The organism is Achromobacter sp. CSND-B12 (assembly GCF_052906545.1).
This window is the reverse complement of the sequence record NZ_JBREGJ010000001.1, coordinates 2,800,936-2,820,594: the sequence shown is the minus strand read 5'-3', so window position 1 is coordinate 2,820,594 and position 19,659 is coordinate 2,800,936. Positions and strand designations below refer to the sequence as shown.

Below are 19,659 nucleotides of genomic sequence, written 5' to 3'. Positions count from 1 at the left end.
AAATGGATATTGAGTTCTTTCGGCCTATAAGAATTTCGCTTGATGTCGTCGAAACCGATGAGCGCCTTCCATCTGTGAAGTTTAAATTCGAGGTCGAATCAAATGCGTTTTCCGAGTCTTTCCTGTATCGCGGGGAGGTATGGATCGCATGTAAGGATTTCGATATATTCAACTACAGTCTGGGCCGCACTTCGTGCCATTTGACCAGTTTGGATGGCCTTTTTTCTCTGGAAATTGTGCAAGGATCTGGTCGATATGTTCTTCGATGGTTTCGACGCAAAGAAAGTGTCTTCGGCGCGGTCGCGGAAATGAAATATGAATCATCATTGGATAGTGATGATATTTCTGCAATTAAGAGTTCATTTGATTCTTTTGCTAAGTGGTGGTGATTTTTATGATTTCCCCATAATCCTTCCTGTTTAAACGGGCGAGAAGTCATGTCAGGCAAGATTCTTTCTGTGAATTTAAACGGTGATTGTTGGTTTAAATATATATCTTCCCGTTGAGCGGGATTGAGTTGCATTCGTGCGATACAGCTTTCGCTGATTTACGTTGGGATGTCACTTCTACTAAGTGAGTCAGATCAGGCGTGAGACACGCATCGCCAGAGAGATGCTGGCACGATCATCGTCGGCGGTAATGCCCACCTTGTCGGGCGACATAGTCAACGGCAAGAGCCGCATCTTCGCCAGTGGCCCCCTGAAAACTGCAGGTGGTACGCTGAGCAGGCCGGTCCGCAGTTTGGGCTGGAGTCGGTGGGAGTACGTTTGCGGGTAGCGAAGGTGCGTCGGGCCTGGTCGCCGCGCCACCTAGGGTAATGAGGTGGCGGGAACTGGGAAGCGGGTAATGCTGCCCCATTTCGTAAGGCGGGGCGTTCTTGCTGCTTGCTGATCGGGTCGTCGCTAGGCAAGAGTAGTTTCACCACGTAGCTAAAGAGGCTTCAGTGATTTCAAATGAAATATCCGCCAGGGAAGGAATTATTCTCAATTTCATAGAAAAAATGGGACCTTTGGCATGGCGAAAATATCAGCAAAGATATCCTCATGTGTGGGTGAAGGATCATTCTGAGATAGAAGATAGATCCAGCTTCCCTCCGTACATATCCTTTCGGTTTCAAAAGGAACAGGCAGGAGTTATAGCGACCTTGAGAAATTTGATTTCCACTTATGAAGGAGAGTTGCGGTGGGTGCTGGAACCGCATTTTAGAGAGAATTTGCCTGGAACGAATTGGTTGATCGCGCCCGGGGATGTTATTGCGATGAGACCAGCTTTGAAAAATAATTCAATTACGGTATATGAGTTTTTTGCGAAAGAGTATCCGCTCTTCGGGCCGGTGGCGTATCTAGATCTTGATGGTTTGGTGATGCATTTTAAGAAAAATATAAAATGAGGTGCTGAATCTGACTCAGCGATGTGATTTCGATTTGGAGCGGGTATGTGTGTCGAAAATGCAGCCCACGGCCATATAACCTCCCGACTTCTAGCAATAAAAAACGCGGTTGTGTTGCAGTGTGCTGGCGATAAACGCTACTGTGACCACGGGTAAGCATGACTTCCAGGTTAAGTTTGATATTTGCAGGGGCAGATTTCCTTGCGCCCGCGCACTACCCCCCGATTAGTCTGATTGCTCTATACAGACGGTAGATGTGTACACGATCCGAGGCTATCAAATTCTCCTGTTCCAAAAGGTGATTGGGAAATGCATGTGCGAGGAATGAATCCGGACGGAGTGTCGATATCGACGAAGCTGGGGGGGAATGCAATGAGTGCTCAGAATATACTGGCGCAAGAGGGGGCGCTATTAAATCTTATTGAAAGGCTGGCGCCCCTGGCTTGGAGGCGATTTCAACGTCGATTTCCAGAAATATGGGTCGTTGATCACGCCGAAATTCACGATCATTCTAGCTACCCACCCTGCATTTCATTCAGATTCAAAGATGAATCGAATAATGTTGTTGAAAATCTAAAAACAGCAGTCCATGGTTATGATGGAGAATTGCAGTGGACGTTGCAGTCTCGTAAGCGAGAGGGTATGTCGGGTGTTATTTGGTCAATAATGCCCGCCTAGGTTTTTTTGAAAAAGAAATCTTTCGGTGATGATCTGTTCAATATAAATGAATATTTCTCAAAAAATTCCTTCTTTTGGACCTGTTGCTTATAGAGATTTATATGGATTGGCTAAACACGTCGAGCGATATTTTTTTTGGCGAGAAAAGTGATATTTGATCGCCGATGATCTGCCCAGCGCGTTGATGATATGACATTGAGCATATTGATTCCATTGTTGGGCCATTGGCAGTTGCGGTTGCGCACGCGCTTGGGTTACTGCACCACGGTCGCGCCAGAATTCTAAAGGCAGTTTTCAAATATCGAAAAAGACGATAGATAACCGATACTTATCGGGTGATAACTTATAGCGCCACTCAAATCGCCGTGGGCGGAGATTTCGCGTTCGGCGATAGTGCTTCGGCGGGTGGCGAAAGCCCGCTGGTTTGGGTATCACCAAGGGTAATCAGGGGGCTGACGACGCAAGCAAGGATGCGAGCACGTCGATGGCGTCGAGCGGAGGGTTTTCCGCAGGCTTCCCGACAGTTGTTGCTGCTAGCGGCAAGAGCAGCTCCCCCACGCGAAGCGCTGTCAGCGGCGCACCATCATCATCCGTAATGAGGAAGGGCAGAGGGCACTGACTGGCAAGACTGTCGCGGAGACGATCGCGTCGTTGGACCGGGATACCTCGGATGCGTTGAACACGCTGAAGCCGATTTTCGACAAGAAGAAGATCGAAGCGGGGTTCGAGATCGCATCGGCAGCTAGCCGACAGGTGGGGCAGTTCTTGACGAATCGGGCCAAGGAAGCCAAAGCGCTGGAAGATGCGCTGAAGAATGAGTCTGAAGGACCGCGTCGAGATCAGTTGCGGCAAGCCCTTGAGGATGCGAAGACGTGGGGGCCGGGTGGCGAGAGCCGTCGTTGGCTGACCGCGATCCTGGGGGCGGTGAGCGGCAATGTGACCGGCGCCACCGGTGACGCGATACAGGCTGTCGCGGTCAACTATTTGCAAGGGTTGGCGGCGTCCCAGGTAAAGGAGATTGTCTCGGCACTGGGAGACGGGCCGCAGGCGGAAGCCGCTCGCGCCGCAATGCACGCGATTGTGGGATGTGCGGGGGCCGCCGGCAAGGGCAGCGATTGCAGCGCGGGAGCACTTGGTGCGGGTTCCGGGGCTGTGATTAATGCGTTGCTGAGTGGTGATGCATCAAAGATGACCCCGGAAGAGAAGGAGGTACGTCGCAACCTGGTCGGCTCGCTGGTAGCGGGAATCGCGCAAGCGTCAGGCGTGTCTGGCGCCGAGGCGGTTTTCGCGGCTACCAACGAGACCGAAAACAACTATCTCAAGCCAGACGAGCTCAAGTCGTACCTCGCGGCCCTTCAAGCATGGAAGGAATGCTCGGGGGATGTGTGCGCGCAAGCCAAGAAGGAGGTGCGCCGGCTGCAGGCTATTAGTACGGAACGCAACTATGCAGCGGACAGTGCGTGCCTTGAGAACCCAGGTGCCTGCGCGGCGGCGGCGCAAGAATTGCGCGCCGATATCACGGCCTTGGAAGTACAGGCCAACAGCCTGGATCGCACGGAAGCGGCTACAGCTGCGAATAACTTACTGCAGGCACGCAAACAGTACTACTCGAACCTGGAGTGACGGGCGTATGCCGCCCAGCAAGAACTCGAAGCGGCAGGCAAAGGCTCTTGGTTGGCCTCGATGTCCGGGCAAGAGCTGTATGAAAGCGGCCATCTGACGCAGCAAGAGGCCCAGGACCTGCAAGCGATGCGGCGCGAGACGTTCGCGGCGGCGTTTGTACCGCCGGCGCTGGCGGCGGGGGTGAAAGGTGGTGGATCGGCCGCGGGCCGGAGAATACAATCGGTAGCTGAGGAGGCCAAGGCGTCGGCCCTTGGCGGTGCAAAAGCAACAGGCGGGAAGCCCACCGTTGAGCTGTTCGGCGGGAAGAATGCGCAGACTCCCGGCGCAATAAACGTAGATATCCGCGCCGATATTCAATCGGGCATCCGTGCCGATGCGACGAAATTGCCTTTCAAAGACGGATCGCTAGGCGAGGTAATCGCTACAAACCCATATATGGGTCCTGGCGGAAAGATGATGAGTTTTCTACCGGAGGCTACTCGCGTAGTGGAGCCCGGAGGGAAAATTTATATCAACGCGAATGCTGCGAATCCTTACGGGAAATTGCCTAGCCAGGCGGAGCTGGACTCTCTAGGGTTAAGGGTTGTACAGAATAATGGGGGTTTAGATTCACGATTTGCTGGTCAGACGTTTATGCAATCGGATGGAGTGACGCCGGTCAAAGACGTTTCAAGCATGAGGACGATTATTTTGGAGCGAATCAAATGAGGCTGGATACTGACTTTGGTTCACTGGATGTATATATGTCTGTATATGGGGCGCATGTTTTTTCGGGAAATGTGCTGAAGGTTTATTTGAAAGATGGGCTCGGCGTGTCTTCGGGCTTAAGAGATATATTTCCTCGAAAGTATTTCTATGACCCATGGAACGGGAATAAATATAGTGAGACCAGAAAAGTCGATGGGCTTCTTGTTGGGCGCCTGGAAAACTCCGGAGAATGGGTGGGTTATGAGGACAAGACAATAAGCGCGGAAGTCCTAAAATATGAATACGTTGGAAATTGTTGGTTTGTTTTTGAAGGTGTTTCTTTTTCGCTCAGAAAGATAGGCAAATATATAGAGGGCGGCAAAGAGCCGGGAGGCGGCGAGCTTATAGAGAATTTTGATCTACCGAAAACCACGGTTTCGAACATAAAAGAGTATTTCTTGGAAGGTGTTCTTGACGTTCCTCCTGGGCCTGGATGGATGTTTTGGGAAATTCATGCGGAATCGTTTTATCTGGAAATCCCAGATCGTCCAGCCCCCCTCGGCGCTTAAGCCGGGGGGGCTGTTTCCTCACTCGGTGCAAAAGCGACTGCGACGCTGATCGATACCGCTCCGATGGCCCAGCGGGTCATGGGTGTTCGAGTTGGATTGCCGTCTAATTTACGGCGCAGTGGTAATGTAGTAATCGCAGAAATAGATATTCCCAGAATACCTAGACAGATGGCTGCGCACAGCCAAATCTTTGATGCCGGTAAAGGGCTTATTGGCTCTGGAAGTGGAAATTTTGTGGCTCAATCTGTACCCAACAAGGCCGGAGATATGGTTTATCGGGGAATAGATACGGAATACAAAATCCTAGACAATATTGCTGATTAATTGGGAGGCAATATCTCCGCAAGAGGGACTGTAAGTATTCTAACGGAGAAAGCAGCTTGCGCAAACTGTCTAAACGTGGCAATCGAACCGGTCGAGCGGGCCGCGCCAAGCGCGCCCGTAGCGACCGCGGGAAATAACGAAAAAATGTAAACCGCCATGGCGCGTTTCTTTATCGATCGCGCCGTCTTCGCGTGGGTGATCTCGCTGCTGATCCTACGGGAAGCTGGAAATCCTTCGTTAATGCTGGAAAGCAGATTCAACTGGAGGCAGGTGCCGCGCAGCGCGTAGATTTTGGAGTTAAAGACCCTGTGATTGGGAAATATGTTTCTAACAATCATGTTCCCTATAAGGACTGAGGTGTAAATATGTCTATTGTTCGAAGGGGTGTTGTTGTAAGTGGCGAATATTCTGGCTGGAAAATCCTTGTTGCTGATGATCGTGATGGCGACACTGGCGGATATTATCTTTACTTGAAGAGAAGTGATACTGAGGGGTTTGATTGCTGGTTCGAGCGTGAGGCAGAACTTCAAACCCAGCTAGCTGATTTTGAGGTTAAATGGATAGGTTAGTATATTTTATTGGACCAATTTTTAGTTTGCTTTGGTAGAAAATGGAACAATAGCAGCCATCGGCAGTGGAGTTGTTTCCGAGAGTTGTAGTTGAATGAACTGCAGATTGCATGAGGCGATTGTGGCCTCGATTAATGCAATGGCGTACTGCGAAGTCTGAGCTATCAGGAGTCAAGATTCGCATAAACCAGCATTTGCGAAAAGGGCGTCAGATGCCCTCCGCTCTATGCAGACGTTTATTGAAGGCATTGTTAAGATATCTCGAGCGTGATGTGCCCATAAAGAGTCAAAAATATCTCGATAGTCGCATCCAAAATTATGCTCGATACTCGATAAGCACACATATATAGAGGCGAGCCGCGATGCAGGCGAATTGGCTGGCCTGAAGGTCGAGCGTTTCATCCACGAGCCGACCGCGGCGGCGCTGGCGTATGGTCTGCATCAACGTGAAGACGAGACCCAATTCCTAGTCTTCGATCTGGGCGGTGGCACCTTCGATGTGTCGGTACTGGAACTATACGAGGGTGTGATGGAGGTTCGCTCCATCGCGCGCATCCACCTTTAGTCTGATATTCTCCCGCCCCGCCCCTTTCCGGCTGCCCGCAACCCAGGTCCATGACGCCAAACAAGTCGTGCCCGGTCTCGATTCTCTACTCTTTCCAAGTGGGGCAAATCAATCGTTGCCGCCTCAGTTGAAGGAGCCAAGCATGAACCTGGATGAATCGATTCAAAAACACGCCGAGTGGAAACTGAAGTTCCGCTCCGCCATCAGCAGAAAGGAGCAGATGGATGCGGAAACCATTGGCAAGGACAATTGTTGCCAGCTCGGGGTCTGGCTATATGGGGAAGGGAAGCTGAAGTACAGCGCGAAGCCCGAGTTTGGCGCGATCGTCCAGAAGCACAAGGCGTTTCATGCCGAGGCAGGCAAGATCGCCCGTCTGATCAACAGCAATCAGTACGAGCAGGCGGAGAAGGAGATGGGCACCGGCACGCCCTATTCGCAGGCCTCCAGCGCGGTTGGCGCGGCCATCATCGCTTTCAAGCGACACCTGTAAGGGAAGGCGCGCCTGTCACGCGACAGGCGCCGCCGCGTCCCTCACACCGCCCATTCTCCCAGCCGATACGCCGAATCCCAGAACATCCACTCCAACTGCGCCGCATGCGTATACGCCCGGTGCATCTCGTCCCGCGTCTGGGGCGAGGCCTTCTCGGCTGCCTGGTCCACTGACGCAATCACTTCACGCACCAGCGCGTGGAATTCCTCCCCGGCGTATGTATCGATCCATGCCCCATACGGATTCGGACGGGTCGCGCGCGAGTGAATGTCGCGCCCGATCTCGGCATAGATCCAGAAGCACGGCAGCAACGCGGCCAGCGCCACCGGATACGGGGCGCTCCATGCCGTGGCGATGAGGAAGCTGGTGTAGTGATGGCTGGCCGGCGATAGCGGGGTGCTGGCGAAGGTCTCGGCGTCGATGCCGAACTGCTTCATGAAGCCTTCATGCAGGCTGCGTTCGACCACCACGGCGTTCTTGGCCGCGTCGGCGAACTGCACCACGCCGTCGGCATGGTCGGCCTTGGCGGCGGCGACCGCCAGGGCGCGGCCGAAGGCCAGCAGGTAGTGGGCGTCCTGGATCATGTAGTGGCGGAACGCCTGTTCGCTGAGTTGGCCGCTGGCCAGTTCCTGGTTGAACGGCATGGTGCGCGTTTTTTCGTACAGCGCGGCGTTGCGCGCCCAGGCGTCGGTGCTGAAAGACATGGCAATCCTTGAGTCGAAATCGGACGGCGCGTAAAGGAAGCAAGCGCGGGAAGCAAGCGCGCCGTGACCGCGACCCAAGGATATCAAGACTTACTGCATGTACCACCCATGGCTCACCACGAACGACTGTCCCGTGAACGCCGCGCTGGGGAAGGTCGACAGGAACAGCGCCGTCTGCGCCACGTCTTCGACGGTGGTGAAGACGCCGTCGACGGTATCGCCCAGCATCACCTTCTTGACCACGTCTTCTTCGCTGATGCCCAGTTCCTTGGCTTGCTCGGGAATCTGCTTTTCGACCAGGGGCGTGCGCACGAAGCCGGGGCAGATGACGTGCGAGCGCACGTTGTGCTTGGCGCCTTCCTTGGCCAGTACCCGCGCCAGGCCCAGCAGCGCGTGCTTGGCGGCGACGTAGGCGGACTTGAGCGGCGAGGCTTCGTGCGAATGCACCGAGCCCATGTAGATGACCACGCCGCCGCGATCGTCCTTGTACATGTGCTTGAGCGCGGCCTTGGTGGTGAGGAAGGCGCCGTCGACGTGGATGGCCTGCATTTTCTTCCAGTCGGCGAAGGCGAAGTTCTCGATGGGGTTGACGATCTGGATGCCGGCGTTCGAGATCAGGATGTCGATGCTGCCATAGGCGGCGGCGACGCGGTCGATGCCCTGGTTGACGGCGTCTTCGTTGGTGACGTCCATGGCAACGCCCATGGCCTTGCCGCCGGCCTGTTCGATTTCGCGGGCGACGGCGTCGGCGCCGGCCTGGTTCAAGTCGGCAATGGCGACCGCGGCGCCGGCGCGCGACAGGGTCAGCGCGATTTCCTTGCCGATGCCGCTGGCGGCGCCGGTGACGACGGCGACTTTTCCGTTCAGATTGCTCATGCTGGGGACCTCCGGGTAAGGATGCCGCGAGCCGGGATGCGCCCGCGGATGCGAGGGGCATGGCTTTGATGGTAGCGCGCCAAAATGAGAGCGGCCTGAACGCCACGCGCCGGTAACCATCCATGTCATTTGCTTCCGCGCGGGCATTGCGCCGATGTTCATGCGGCGATTCGCGGGTGAGAGGCAATCGTGGACGACAGGCGACGGGCAATGCGTGGGTTGTTACGAATCCGCCCCGCAGCGCTGCAAGCTGCCATTGCCGGCCGCGGCCGGCTGCGCGAGAATCCGCGGCAGTCGGTGCCGCCACAGGGGTGGCTACCCGGGTTCTTTACAGGGCGAAGACAAACGTGCCAGCAGTCATGGATGGTCGAGTGGGCGGGAAAATGGCGGGCAGATGGGCGCGCCGCATCGCGGCGTCCGTGCTGGGGTTGGCGGCGGGCTTGGCGCAGGCCGCCCATGTCGTGGTCGACACCGGTCATACGCCCCGGCTGCCGGGCGCGACAGGCGCCAGCGGGCGGGTGGAGTACCTGTACAACCTGGACCTGAGCGGCGCGGTGGCGGCCGACCTGCAGGCATCGGGTGATCGCGTGACGCGGGTGTCGGCCGACGGCGCCGAGGTGCCGCTGGGTCGCCGTACCCGGATCGCGCCGGGTGCGGATTTCTTCATCTCGATCCACCACGACTCGATGCAGCAGCACTACATCGACGCCGGCCGCCAGCGCGAATTCGCGGGGTTTTCTATTTTCGTGTCGCGGCTCAATCCCCGTTATGAGGACAGCCTGCGCTGCGCCAAGGCGATCGGCGAAGCGCTGCTGGCGGCGGGCGAGAAGCCGTCGCTGTATCACGCCGAACCCATCGCCGGTGAAAACCGGCCGTTGCTGGACCCGCGCCTGGGTGTGCATCGCTACGATGGGCTGGCGGTGCTCAAGACCGCCACGATGCCGGCGGTGCTGGTGGAGGCGGGGGTGATCGTGAATCCGGATGAGGAAGCCCGGCTGGCCAAGCCCGAGACCATCCAGCGGCTGGCTCGCGCGATTGCCGATGGCGTGCAGGCTTGCCAGGCGCGCTAGCCTGGCGCGCGGGGCGGGGCAACGGGCCGGAAAAATGGCGATGTCCGGCGAGATGGATAAAATCCCGGTTTCGAGGGGGCCGCGCCATCTCGCGGATGTGGCGGCGCGAAGCGAAAACGACCCCGGAGGCGATCCGGCCCGTGGCATGCGTTGCGAGGACAAGGACTGAGAATGCTGAAAAGAAAACTGACGGCGCTGGGCATGAGCCTGGCGCTCACCCTGATGGGTGTTTCCATGTCGCCCGCCCAGGCCCAGGCGCCCGCGCAGCAAAAGGAAGAGCCCGAGCGCTATGGCCCGTTCTTCTACCTGCCCAGCGAGCCGAACCTGCTGATCTACGTCGGCGCGGTCAGCGCCAACGACCTGCTGCACATGAAGAAGGCGCTGCGCGAGCATCCGACCATCTCCACCCTGATCCTGCAGAACAATGGCGGTGGCCTGGTGCACATCGGGCTGGTGGTGGCCGAGGAGGTCTACGAGCGCGGGCTCAATACCTACATCCCCAAGGACAGCTACTGTGCCTCGGCATGCGCGTTCGTGTTCTTCGCGGGTCGCCAGCGGCTGGCCGAAGGCCGTCTTGGCGTGCACCAGATCACCGCGCCCGAAATGACGGGCGAGCAGGCCCAGTTCGGCGTGTCGGATATCGTCACCACCCTGCCCAAGTACGGGGTGTCGGCGGACGTGCTGGGCATCATGTTCAGCACGCCGTCCAAGGACATGTATTTCTTTTCGCCGCAGGAAATCGCCAAGTACGGCATCAACCGCACGGGCAATGTGAAGACGGCTTCCAGCGAACCGCAGCAGGGCGGCGCCCAGCGCACGGCGCCGACGGCCGGACCCGCCACCGCGACCGCGCCGCAGGCCCAGGCGCCGGACGACGATACCCGGCTGCCGCCGCGCAAGCCGGCCGCGCCCAATGCCGCGCCAGCGCCATCCGGCCCGCCGTCGGTGACCAATCCGTACATGACCAAGAATCCTCCCGCGCCGGCGCCGCTCTCGGACGAGCAGCGCGCGATCAACGCCGCGACGCTGATGATCCAGGCGGGCAGCGGGACCAATGAAGAGGCGATGAATTTCACGCGCGAGTTCTACGCGGATACGGTCGACTACTTCAAGAAGTCGCGCCCGAAGTCGGAGATCCTGGCGGACAAGACGGCCTACTTCGCCCGTTGGCCGGTGCGGCGCTTCGTGGTCGACCAGAATTCGCTGAAGGCCAAGTGCCAGGACCAGATGTGCATGGTCAAGGGGCTCTACGATTTCAAGGTGTCGAGTCCGGAGCGCGGCAAGACCGCGACCGGCACCTCCAATTTCACTTACGTCCTTGACCTGCGCAACCGCTACCGCATCGTCATGGAAGACAGCGAGGTCGTCAGCCGCTGACCAGCGGCCAGGCGCCAGGGAGAAGCACCATGGGTTTCACGAATCGCGCGGCGCGGCTGCTGTGCCTGGCCGGGCTGGGCGCCCTGTCGGCGCCGGCGTGGGCGATCGATTGCCACAAGGCCGGCACGCCCGCCGAGAAGCTGATCTGCTCGGATCGCGGCGCGGTGGCCGCCGACGCCGAGTTGAACCGGGCCTACGCCGCCTTGCTCAAGCAGGCGCCGGATGCGCAGATCCGCGCGATGCTGGTGGACAGCCAGCGCCGCTGGATCGAGGCCCGCAACATGCGCCTGGAGGGGTTGGTGTCCGACCCCGAATCGCTGCCCGACGAGAAGACGCCGGGCGCCGTCGCGGCCGACCTGATCCGCTCCCGCGCCAGCGAGTTCAAGGAGCGCGGGAAGGGCGACAGTCTTCCCAGGTTGATCCGCGTGGCGTTGAGCCAGCGCGAGTTCCGCAAGCAGTTCACGGGCGGCCCTTACTCGGGCTATGAGACGTCATGCGATGTCTTGCCGCCCGACTACAAGTACTACGCCTGCTTTTCGACCCGGCATTACCAGAACGATGATCGCGTCTGCAGCACGGAAGAGTATTGGGCCACCGGCTCGGTGTACGTACAGCGCTATGTGGCCAAGGTGGTCGACAACAAGCCGGTGCCGGTCGCGTCCTGCTCGTACAACGGCAACGATGCGAGTTGCCCGGGCAGCATTGATGACGACGCGCGCTGGAATACCGGCCCCAAGGTGAAGGCGCCGACGTATTCGTCCAAGCCCTTGCCCCAGCTCGATGGCGAGGTCGACGACAGCGACGACCATGCCTGGATCAAGGCCTGCCTGACCGACAGCGGCTTCCCTTTGTCCAACCCGACGAAGGCGGGCGGCTAGGCTGCACGCGAAGCGCGTCGGCGGGTCGACGCGCCCCTTGCGGGCAGCATTGGCATGTCGATGGGCCTAGCCCGGGGCCCGCGCCAGGCGCTTGCGGTGATGCCGGGCGTATTCTTGCAGCGCGTCGCGCAATACCACCGCCTGGTTGTGCTCGGTATCGCGGGCGCCATACAACAGGGTCACCGGGCGCGCGCCGGCGGCCTGCAGCAGGGCGTCCATGCGGGCCTGCTGCTCGGGTTCGGCCAGTTCGGCCAGGTATTTCTCGCGGAAGGTGTCCCAGCGCTTGTCGACGTGGCAAAACCACTTGCGCAGTTCGCTGCTGGGTGCGAGGTCCTTGGCCCATTCGTCCAGCGCCAGGTCGGCGCGGCGCAGGCCGCGGGGCCACATGCGGTCCACCAGGGCCCGGTAGTGCCCATCGGGGCCGATACCTTCATAAACGCGCTGCACGGAGATGGCGGACGGCTTCATGGCGGCTCCTGTCGGGGATGCCACCAGTCTACTTCCGCGGCGTACCGAGCCAGGCCGTGGCCTTGGCCTCGCTTTCCGTGGCGCCGCTGGCGCGCAGCAGCAGGAAGCCCACCACCGCCGAGGCCAGTGAACCGGTCAGCACGCCGATCTTGGTGGCATCGACCGCGGCCGGATCGGTGAACGCCAGCGCGCCGATGAACAGGCTCATCGTGAAGCCGATGCCGCACAGCAGGGCCACGCCATACAGCTGCGTGAAACTGGCATGGCGCGGCAGGCTGGCGATGCCGGACCGGATGGCCAGCCAGGCGAAACCGAACACGCCCAGCTGCTTGCCCAGGAACAGGCCCAGCGCCACGCCCAGCGGCACGGGTTGCGCCAGGCTGGACAGGCCCATGCCCGCGAATGACACGCCGGCATTGGCGAAGCCGAACAGCGGCACGATCAGCAGGGCCACGGGCTTGTGCAGCGCGTGTTCCAGCGCGTGCAGCGGCGAATGCGCGCCCGCGTGGCCCTGGTTCTGCGGACGCAGCGGGATGGTCAGGGCCAACGCGACGCCGGCCAGCGTGGCGTGCACGCCGGACTTCAGCACGAAATACCAGAGCACCACGCCGATCAGCAGATAGGGCGCCAGGCGCAGCACGCCCGCCCGGTTCAGGCAGACCAGGCAGGCCAGCAACGCGCCGGCCATGGCCAGCGCGAACAGGTTCAGTTCGGACGTGTAGAACAGCGCGATGATGACGATGGCGCCCAGGTCGTCCAGGATCGCCAGCGCCGTCAGGAACACCTTCAGGGAGGTCGGCACGCGGCTGCCGAGCAGGGCCAGGATGCCGAGGGCGAAGGCGATGTCGGTGGCGGCTGGAATGGCCCAGCCGCGCAGCGTGTCGGGGCTGCCCAGGTTGACCAGGACGTAGATGAGGGCGGGCATCGCCATGCCGCCCAGGGCGGCGATGCCCGGCAGCACGATGCGGGCCGCCCCGCGCAACTGGCCGTCCAGCACTTCGCGCTTGATCTCCAGCCCGACCAGCAGGAAGAACACGGCCATCAGGCCGTCGTTGATCCAGTGCAGCACCGATTCCTTGAGTATCACCGGGCCGGCCTGGAAGCCCAGCTTGGCCCCGAGCGCTTCGAAATAGTAAGGGGCGAGCGGACTATTGGCGATGACCAGGGCGACCACGGCGGCCAGCATCAGGACATAGCCGCCAAGGGCTTCGGAGCGGAGGAACGCCTGCAGGAAAGAAACGGGCCGGGACGGGGGCGGGGCCTGCAGGGTCAATATTCGCTCCTTGATTGCTGCGGTGCAGCGTAACGCTGGGAAAGTTGAATATTACCTGAATTACGTTTGTTCTCTGAGGAAGAAGGCCTTGATTTACATAGGATTTGGATGGATTCGATGGCCGCCGGCCTGACCGTTCTGCACCGCGGCCGCCCGTCTCAATGCCACAGCAGCGCGTTCATGGCTTCGACCAGCCGATTGCGGTAACGCGGCAGCAGCGCCTGGACGCGGGCCTGGCGTTCGGCCCATCCGGCCGGCTCGGCGCCGGCCGCGATACGCGGGGCCGCCCAGATCGGATCCGGAAAGTGGCGGTCGCCACGCCAGCGCGGAATGACGTGCCAGTGCAGGTGCGGCACCATGTTGCCGAGCGATGCCAGGTTGATTTTGTCGGGCGCCAGGATCGCTTGCTGTGTTTCCTCCACCACGTACACGGCGCGCATCAGCAGATCGCGGCCATGGGTCGACAGGCTGGTCATTTCCGCCAGATGCGCATTCCAGACCACGCGGGTGAAGCCTGGGTAGTCGGGATCATCGACTTCGATCAGGCGCAGGTGCGGTCCACGCCACAGCAGTGTGCCGCCATCGGTCTGGCACAGCGGACAGTCCGGATCGCGCGCGCTCACGGCAGCACCTTGCGGTATTGGACGAAGCCGGAGCGGTCGGCAATGCGGTCGTACAGCTGCATGGCGGTGGCGTTGGTCTCGTGGGTCAGCCAGTACACGCGGGCGCAGTTGGCGGCGGTGGCCTGCGCATAGACGTGTTCGATGAGCTTGCGACCGGCGCCGGTGCCGCGGGTGTCCGGTTCCACGTACAGGTCCTGCAGATAGCAGTAGTCGCCCGCGGTCCAGGTGGAGCGGTGGAAAATCCAGTGCACCATGCCGACGGCCTTGCCGCTGTCGTAGGCCAGGGCGGCGTGCACCGGTTCGGCCGGGTCGAGGAAGCGGGCCCAGGTGTTGCGGGTGACGGCGTCGGCGATGTCGACGCGGTAGAAGTCCTGGTAACCCTTCCACAGGGGCAGCCAGACGTCAAAATCGGCGGCGACGACGGGGCGGATTTCGGCGGAGCTCATGGCGCGTGGCCTCCTTGGGGTCAGAGTTGGTTTTCCAGGGTTTCGACGATGTGCCGCAGCACCTGCAGGCGAGCGTAGCGCTTGTCGTTGGCCGACACCAGATGCCACGGGGCATGCTTGACGTCGGTGCGGGCCAGCATCTCGTTGGTGGCGGCCGCGTATTCCTTCCACTTGTCGCGGTTGCGCCAGTCGTCGGGGGTGATCTTGAAGTTCTTGAACGGCGATTTCTCGCGGTCCTTGAAGCGTTCGAGCTGCACGTCGGCGGTGATCGCCAGCCAGAACTTCAGCACCAGCGCGCCGCTGCCCGCCAGTTGCGCCTCGAAGTCGTTGATTTCGGCGTAGGCGCGGCGCCAGTGCGCCGGCGGGGTGATCTTCTCGACCCGTTCGACCAGCACCCGGCCATACCAGGAGCGGTCGAAGATGGCGATGCGGCCACGCCGCGGCACGTGGCGCCAGAAGCGCCACAGGTAGGGGCGCGACAGCTCGTAGCTGTTGGGCGCGGCCACCGGCGTGATGTCGAACTGGCGCGCGTCCAGCGCATGGGTGATGCGGCGGATGGCGCCGCCCTTGCCGGCCGCGTCCTGGCCCTCGAACACCAATACCAGCGAGCGTTCCTGGAACTTCTTCGAGCGCGCCGCGCGCGCCAGCCGGCCTTGCAGCAGGCCAAGCTCGGACTCGTAGTCTTCACGGTCGAGCTTGGCGTCATAGTCCAGCTGGCCGAGCCGGTCGAGAATGCGGGCCGGGCCGGTATGGGCCACGAACGTTGGCGGAATGCGCGGCACGGTCTGCTGGCGCATGGCGGCCAGGACCGCCTCGGCGGTGCGCGCGGCGCGCATGTTCTCGTCGGCGCTGGGAATCACCACCCATGGCGCATGGCCGCTGTCGGTGTGATTGATGACGACCTGGCCGCTGTTGCGGATGCGGTCGTACTTCTTGTACACCTTGAGATCGACCGGGCTGACCTGCCACGAGGTCTCGGGACTGGCCAGCAGGCGCTTGGCGCGCGCCCGCTGGGCGTCGGACGACAGGTGGAACCAGAGCTTGAGTATTTGCACGCCCTCGGCCGCCAGCATGGCCTCGAAGCGCCGGATGGCGACCGATTGCGCCTCGATGTTGTCCTGGTTGGGTTTCTTGCGCGCGGCTTCGCGGATCAGCGGCGTGTACCAGGAACCGAAGACGATGCCCGTGCTGCCCTTGGGCGGCAGGTCTTTCCAGTAGCGCCACATCGGCGGGCGTTCCAGTTCATCGCCTTCCGGCGGACCATAGGCCAGCGTCCTGATGTGGCGCGGGTCCATCCACTCGTTGAGCAGGTTGACCGTAGCGCCCTTGCCGGCGCCATCGATGCCGGCCACCACCACCAGCAGGGATTTCTCGGCCTTCTGCAGGCGCTGGTACTGCGCATTCAGCAGCGCGACGCGCAGCTTGGCCTCCAGCGGTTTGAAGGCTTCCTTGGACAGGACGGGGTCGGCTTCGGCTTCGGCGAACATGGGAGGTTCCGTCGGATCGGCAATCTTGTGACCGGCCGATCTTGCGGGATATCCCGGCGGCGCGCAAGTGCGCGCCCGGCCGTGCCGCCGCGGACGTCGGCTAGAGCGCGTCGACGGGGATCTTGAGGTAGCGCACGCCGTTGTCCTCGGCCGGCGGGAAATGGCCCGCGCGGATATTGACCTGGATGGCGGGCAGGATCAGGGTCGGCATGGACAGGGTGGCGTCGCGCCGGGTGCGCATGGCGACGAAGTCGTCTTCGCCGATGCCGTCGTGCACGTGGATGTTGGCGCGGCGCTGCTCGGCCACCGTGGTCTGCCAGGCGGCCTCGCGCCCGGCGGGCGGATAGTCATGGCACATGTATAGGCGGGTGTCGCCGGGCAGGTCCAGCAGGCGCCGGATGGAACGGTACAACTGATGGGCATCGCCGCCGGGGAAGTCGCAGCGCGCGGTGCCGACGTCCGGCATGAACAGCGTGTCGCCGACGAAGACGGCGTCGCCGATGCGGTAGGCCATGTCGGCCGGCGTGTGGCCGGGTACGTGCATGGCGCTGGCGGTGAGGGCGCCGATCCGGAAGGTTTCGCCATCGGCGAACAGGCGGCCGAACTGCGAACCGTCGAGTTGGAATTGGGGTTCGAGGTTGAAGATCTTCTTGAACACGCCCTGCACGGTGCGGATGCTCTGGCCGATGGCGATGACGCCGCCCAGCTCGCGCTGCAGATAGGGGGCGGCCGACAGGTGGTCGGCATGGGCGTGGGTTTCCAGCAGCCATTCGGTGCGCAGTCCGTGTTCGCGCACATAGGCGATGACGCGGTCGGCGCTGGCGGTGGTGGTGCGGCCGGACTTGGGGTCGTAGTCCAGCACCGAATCGATGATGGCACAGGCGCCGCCCGCCACGGGCTCGTGGACCACGTAGGTGACGGTGGCGGTGACCGGGTCGAAGAAGGCCTGGATATGCGGGTTCATGAGAGGGGGGCCGGGAGCAAAGGAGGGGCGCAGAACAATATATATTTTTCAATAATATTGTTGGATAGTTTATCCGTCAATATAATGATCAAACTCTTTCCCGCCGATTGATCCCCATCAAATGCTGACTGCCCTGAACGATTGCGAAGTCGCCGCGCTGCGCGAATCCGCCTCCCAGGCCTGCGCGCTGCTCAAGGCGCTGGCCAACGAAGACCGGCTGCTGCTGCTGTGCCAACTGGTGCAGGGCGAGCGCAACGTCGGTGAACTGGAATCCCTGACCGGCATCCGCCAGCCGACGCTGTCGCAGCAGTTGGGCGTGCTGCGCGACGAAGGCCTGGTGAGCACGCGGCGCCAGGGCAAGTACGTGTATTACCAACTGGCCAGCTTCGAGGTCAACCAGGTCATGAAGACGCTGTCGAGCCTGTATTGCGGTCGGACCATGGCGGCGCTCACGTCATGATCGACCTGTCCGCCTTTACTCCCGCAAGCGCGCTTGCCGGCGGCGTGGTCATTGGCGTGGCCGCCGTTCTCATGATGCTGGGCGCGGGCCGCATCGCAGGCATCAGCGGCATCCTCGGCGGGCTGTTGCCGCCTGATCGAAATGCCGGCTGGCGCCTGGCGTTCCTGCTGGGCCTGTGCCTGTCGCCCTGGCTGTATCGGTTGGGCAGCGCGCTGCCGCCGATCGTGGTGGAGGCGGGCAATGCGCGGCTGATCGCGGCTGGCCTGTTGGTCGGCATCGGCACGCGTTACGCGTCGGGGTGCACCAGCGGCCACGGCGTCTGCGGGCTGGCGCGCGGCTCGCGCCGTTCCCTGGCGGCGACGGCGCTCTTCATGGCGGCGGGGTTTGCCACCGTGTATGTCGCGCGGCACCTGATGGGAGGCTGACATGGTGGCCTTGTTCGCGTTTCTCTCGGGATTGGTGTTCGGGCTGGGATTGCTCGTTTCCGGCATGGCCAATCCCGCCAAGGTGTTGGGCTTCCTGGACCTGGCGGGAAGCTGGGACCCTTCGCTGGCGTTGGTGATGGGCGGTGCGCTGGCCGTGACGGCAGCGGGCTTTGCCTGGTTGCGCCGTCGTCGTGCCAGCCTGTCCGGCGAGCCGCTGCATTGGCCCACGGCCACGCGTATCGATCCGCGGCTGGCGTTCGGCAGCCTGGCGTTCGGCGCGGGCTGGGGGCTGGCGGGTTTCTGCCCCGGCCCGGCGCTGGTGGCGGCGGCGGCCGGCGTGCTGGAGGCCCTGATCTTCGTGGCGGCCATGGTGGCCGGCATGGCGCTGTACTCGGCAATTCAATACATGACGAACCGGCCACCCCGGACCGGTCGATAGCAGGGAGACAAGCATGCAGATGGCAGCACAGGCGCGGCGCGATTTCGATGTGGTGGTGGTCGGGGGCGGTTCAGCGGGCATCGGCGTGACCGCCAGCCTGCTGCGGCGGCGCCCGGACCTGCGCATCGCGGTCATCGAGCCCAGCGACAAGCACTACTATCAGCCGGCCTGGACGCTGGTCGGCGGTGGCGCGTTCGATGTGGCCAAGACCGTGCGGCCGACAAGGGCGGTGATGCCGGGCCGCGCCACCTGGCTGCAGGCCGCGGCGGCCGGTTTCGAACCCGAGGCCAATCAGGTCCGGCTGGCGGATGGAAGCGCCGTCAGCTATCAGCAATTGATCGTGTGTCCGGGCCTGCGCCTGGCCTGGGACAAGGTCGAGGGCCTGTCGGAAACGCTGGGCCGCAATGGCGTCAGTTCCAACTACCGCTTCGACCTGGCGCCCTACACCTGGGAACTGGTGCGCGGCCTGAAAGGCGGCAAGGCGCTGTTCACGCAGCCGGCCATGCCGATCAAGTGCGCCGGCGCGCCGCAGAAGGCGATGTACCTGGCGTGCGACCACTGGCGCCGCAGCGGCGTGCTGGATCGCATCGATGTCGAATTCGACCTGGCCGGCGCGGTGCTGTTCGGCGTGCCGACCTTCGTGCCGCCGCTGATGCGCTATGTGGAAAGCTACGGCATTTCGCTGGCGTTCAATTCGGCGCTGGTGGCGGTGGACGGCCCGGCGCGCAAGGCCTGGTTCGACGTCAAGGACGCCGAGGGGGCGGTGACCCGTGTCGAGAAGTCATTCGACATGCTGCACGCGGTGCCGCCGCAGGTGCCGCACGAATTTCTGCGCCACAGCGCGCTGGCGGATGCGGCGGGCTGGTGCGAGGTCGACCCGGCCACGCTGCGCCATGTGCGCTACGACAATATCTTCGGGCTGGGCGATGGCATCAGCACCACCAACGCCAAGACCGCGGCGGCGGCGCGCAAGCAGATCGTCACGGTGGCCGAGAACCTGCTGGCGGTGCGCGAAGGGCATGCGCTGCCGGTCACGTACGACGGCTACGGCTCGTGCCCGCTGACGGTCGAGCGCGGCCGCATCGTGCTGGCCGAGTTCGGCTATGGCGGCAAGCTGCTGCCCACGTTCCCGCTGGACCCGACCGTGCCGCGCAAGAGCGCCTGGTTCCTGAAGGCGACGATGCTGCCGTGGATCTACTGGAACGGCATGCTCAAGGGCCGCGAGTGGCTGGCCCGCCCGCTGGGCAATTGAATCCGCCGCGGCATCGAAAGAG

Annotated in this window: 23 protein-coding genes and 1 pseudogene; 16 read left to right on the top strand and 8 right to left on the bottom strand. The window is 61.6% G+C overall.

Annotation, left to right across the window (positions count from 1 at the left end; genetic code table 11):
• The first annotated feature begins 2 nt into the window (after nt 1–2).
• The 9 genes and pseudogenes from ACUTAG_RS13245 (at nt 3) to ACUTAG_RS13205 (ending at nt 6,895) form a co-directional block, all read left to right on the top strand.
• On the top strand, nt 3–389 hold the full coding sequence (locus ACUTAG_RS13245; RefSeq protein ID WP_131727705.1) for a hypothetical protein: 387 nt from the start codon (nt 3–5) through the stop codon (nt 387–389).
• A 554-nt stretch (nt 390–943) separates the two neighbouring features.
• Nucleotides 944–1,390 carry a hypothetical protein gene (locus ACUTAG_RS13240; RefSeq protein ID WP_131727704.1) on the top strand — a complete coding sequence of 149 codons (447 nt, stop codon included), beginning with the start codon at nt 944–946 and terminating at the stop codon, nt 1,388–1,390.
• Nucleotides 1,391–2,743: 1,353 nt separating this feature from the next.
• A complete protein-coding gene (locus tag ACUTAG_RS13235) occupies nt 2,744–3,691 on the top strand; it encodes a hypothetical protein (protein ID WP_159070199.1) in 948 nt (315 codons plus the stop codon).
• 51 nt (nt 3,692–3,742) lie between these two features.
• Nucleotides 3,743–4,399 (top strand): hypothetical protein, encoded by a 657-nt coding sequence (locus ACUTAG_RS13230; protein WP_173010588.1) that lies wholly within the window; start codon nt 3,743–3,745, stop codon nt 4,397–4,399.
• A complete protein-coding gene (locus tag ACUTAG_RS13225; protein ID WP_131727064.1) occupies nt 4,396–4,947 on the top strand; it encodes a hypothetical protein in 552 nt (183 codons plus the stop codon). Before ACUTAG_RS13230 ends, ACUTAG_RS13225 begins: the two co-directional genes overlap by 4 nt.
• Before the next feature lie 63 nt (nt 4,948–5,010).
• Nucleotides 5,011–5,271 carry a deaminase domain-containing protein gene (locus ACUTAG_RS13220; RefSeq protein ID WP_108914025.1) on the top strand — a complete coding sequence of 87 codons (261 nt, stop codon included), beginning with the start codon at nt 5,011–5,013 and terminating at the stop codon, nt 5,269–5,271.
• A 365-nt stretch (nt 5,272–5,636) separates the two neighbouring features.
• The gene (locus ACUTAG_RS13215; RefSeq protein ID WP_080564321.1) at nt 5,637–5,840 is read left to right on the top strand and encodes a hypothetical protein; all 204 of its coding nucleotides are present in this window, start codon (nt 5,637–5,639) and stop codon (nt 5,838–5,840) included.
• Nucleotides 5,841–6,189: 349 nt separating this feature from the next.
• Nucleotides 6,190–6,390, top strand: a pseudogene (locus ACUTAG_RS13210) (Hsp70 family protein); the annotation flags it as partial.
• Between the two features lie 157 nt (nt 6,391–6,547).
• A complete protein-coding gene (locus tag ACUTAG_RS13205; protein WP_006389811.1) occupies nt 6,548–6,895 on the top strand; it encodes a CZB domain-containing protein in 348 nt (115 codons plus the stop codon).
• Nucleotides 6,896–6,936: 41 nt separating this feature from the next.
• Here the strand turns inward: ACUTAG_RS13205 and tenA are convergent, their stop codons facing one another.
• Both tenA and ACUTAG_RS13195 read right to left on the bottom strand, forming a co-directional pair.
• Nucleotides 6,937–7,599: a thiaminase II gene (gene tenA / locus ACUTAG_RS13200; RefSeq protein WP_026382094.1), complete on the bottom strand. Its 663-nt coding sequence runs from the start codon at nt 7,597–7,599 to the stop codon at nt 6,937–6,939.
• Nucleotides 7,600–7,689: 90 nt separating this feature from the next.
• Nucleotides 7,690–8,475 (bottom strand): 3-hydroxybutyrate dehydrogenase, encoded by a 786-nt coding sequence (locus ACUTAG_RS13195; RefSeq protein ID WP_020925942.1) that lies wholly within the window; start codon nt 8,473–8,475, stop codon nt 7,690–7,692.
• Nucleotides 8,476–8,858: 383 nt separating this feature from the next.
• On the opposite strand from ACUTAG_RS13195, the gene ACUTAG_RS13190 reads away from it, so the two are divergent.
• The 3 genes from ACUTAG_RS13190 (at nt 8,859) to ACUTAG_RS13180 (ending at nt 11,800) form a co-directional block, all read left to right on the top strand.
• Nucleotides 8,859–9,545: an N-acetylmuramoyl-L-alanine amidase family protein gene (locus tag ACUTAG_RS13190; RefSeq protein ID WP_446650210.1), complete on the top strand. Its 687-nt coding sequence runs from the start codon at nt 8,859–8,861 to the stop codon at nt 9,543–9,545.
• Nucleotides 9,546–9,716: 171 nt separating this feature from the next.
• Nucleotides 9,717–10,922, top strand: coding sequence for a hypothetical protein (locus ACUTAG_RS13185; RefSeq protein ID WP_446650209.1), 1,206 nt, complete (start codon nt 9,717–9,719; stop codon nt 10,920–10,922).
• A 29-nt stretch (nt 10,923–10,951) separates the two neighbouring features.
• Nucleotides 10,952–11,800, top strand: coding sequence for a lysozyme inhibitor LprI family protein (locus ACUTAG_RS13180; RefSeq protein WP_054499577.1), 849 nt, complete (start codon nt 10,952–10,954; stop codon nt 11,798–11,800).
• A 66-nt stretch (nt 11,801–11,866) separates the two neighbouring features.
• Here the strand turns inward: ACUTAG_RS13180 and ACUTAG_RS13175 are convergent, their stop codons facing one another.
• The 6 genes from ACUTAG_RS13175 to ACUTAG_RS13150 all read right to left on the bottom strand — a co-directional run bounded on the left by ACUTAG_RS13175 (nt 11,867) and on the right by ACUTAG_RS13150 (nt 17,061).
• Complete coding sequence (locus ACUTAG_RS13175) at nt 11,867–12,268, bottom strand: DUF488 domain-containing protein (protein ID WP_054499576.1); 402 nt, start codon at nt 12,266–12,268, stop codon at nt 11,867–11,869.
• Between the two features lie 28 nt (nt 12,269–12,296).
• On the bottom strand, nt 12,297–13,541 hold the full coding sequence (nhaA, locus tag ACUTAG_RS13170; protein WP_026382099.1) for a Na+/H+ antiporter NhaA: 1,245 nt from the start codon (nt 13,539–13,541) through the stop codon (nt 12,297–12,299).
• Between the two features lie 158 nt (nt 13,542–13,699).
• On the bottom strand, nt 13,700–14,164 hold the full coding sequence (locus ACUTAG_RS13165; RefSeq protein WP_024070685.1) for an HIT family protein: 465 nt from the start codon (nt 14,162–14,164) through the stop codon (nt 13,700–13,702).
• Nucleotides 14,161–14,610 (bottom strand): GNAT family N-acetyltransferase, encoded by a 450-nt coding sequence (locus ACUTAG_RS13160; protein ID WP_024070684.1) that lies wholly within the window; start codon nt 14,608–14,610, stop codon nt 14,161–14,163. Before ACUTAG_RS13160 ends, ACUTAG_RS13165 begins: the two co-directional genes overlap by 4 nt.
• Nucleotides 14,611–14,630: 20 nt before the next feature.
• Nucleotides 14,631–16,097: a polyphosphate:AMP phosphotransferase gene (gene pap, locus ACUTAG_RS13155; RefSeq protein ID WP_006389823.1), complete on the bottom strand. Its 1,467-nt coding sequence runs from the start codon at nt 16,095–16,097 to the stop codon at nt 14,631–14,633.
• Between the two features lie 100 nt (nt 16,098–16,197).
• Entirely contained in the window at nt 16,198–17,061 is an 864-nt protein-coding gene (locus tag ACUTAG_RS13150; protein ID WP_020925948.1) for an MBL fold metallo-hydrolase, read from the bottom strand.
• 121 nt (nt 17,062–17,182) lie between these two features.
• Between ACUTAG_RS13150 and ACUTAG_RS13145 the strand changes: the two genes are divergently transcribed.
• The 4 genes from ACUTAG_RS13145 to ACUTAG_RS13130 are packed head-to-tail and all read left to right on the top strand — an operon-like array spanning nt 17,183 to nt 19,637.
• Nucleotides 17,183–17,521 carry an ArsR/SmtB family transcription factor gene (locus tag ACUTAG_RS13145; RefSeq protein WP_024070682.1) on the top strand — a complete coding sequence of 113 codons (339 nt, stop codon included), beginning with the start codon at nt 17,183–17,185 and terminating at the stop codon, nt 17,519–17,521.
• On the top strand, nt 17,518–17,946 hold the full coding sequence (locus ACUTAG_RS13140; RefSeq protein ID WP_020925950.1) for a YeeE/YedE family protein: 429 nt from the start codon (nt 17,518–17,520) through the stop codon (nt 17,944–17,946). Before ACUTAG_RS13145 ends, ACUTAG_RS13140 begins: the two co-directional genes overlap by 4 nt.
• Nucleotide 17,947: 1 nt before the next feature.
• A complete protein-coding gene (locus ACUTAG_RS13135; protein ID WP_006389827.1) occupies nt 17,948–18,385 on the top strand; it encodes a DUF6691 family protein in 438 nt (145 codons plus the stop codon).
• 13 nt (nt 18,386–18,398) lie between these two features.
• On the top strand, nt 18,399–19,637 hold the full coding sequence (locus ACUTAG_RS13130; protein WP_054443603.1) for an NAD(P)/FAD-dependent oxidoreductase: 1,239 nt from the start codon (nt 18,399–18,401) through the stop codon (nt 19,635–19,637).
• Nucleotides 19,638–19,659 lie beyond the last annotated feature (22 nt).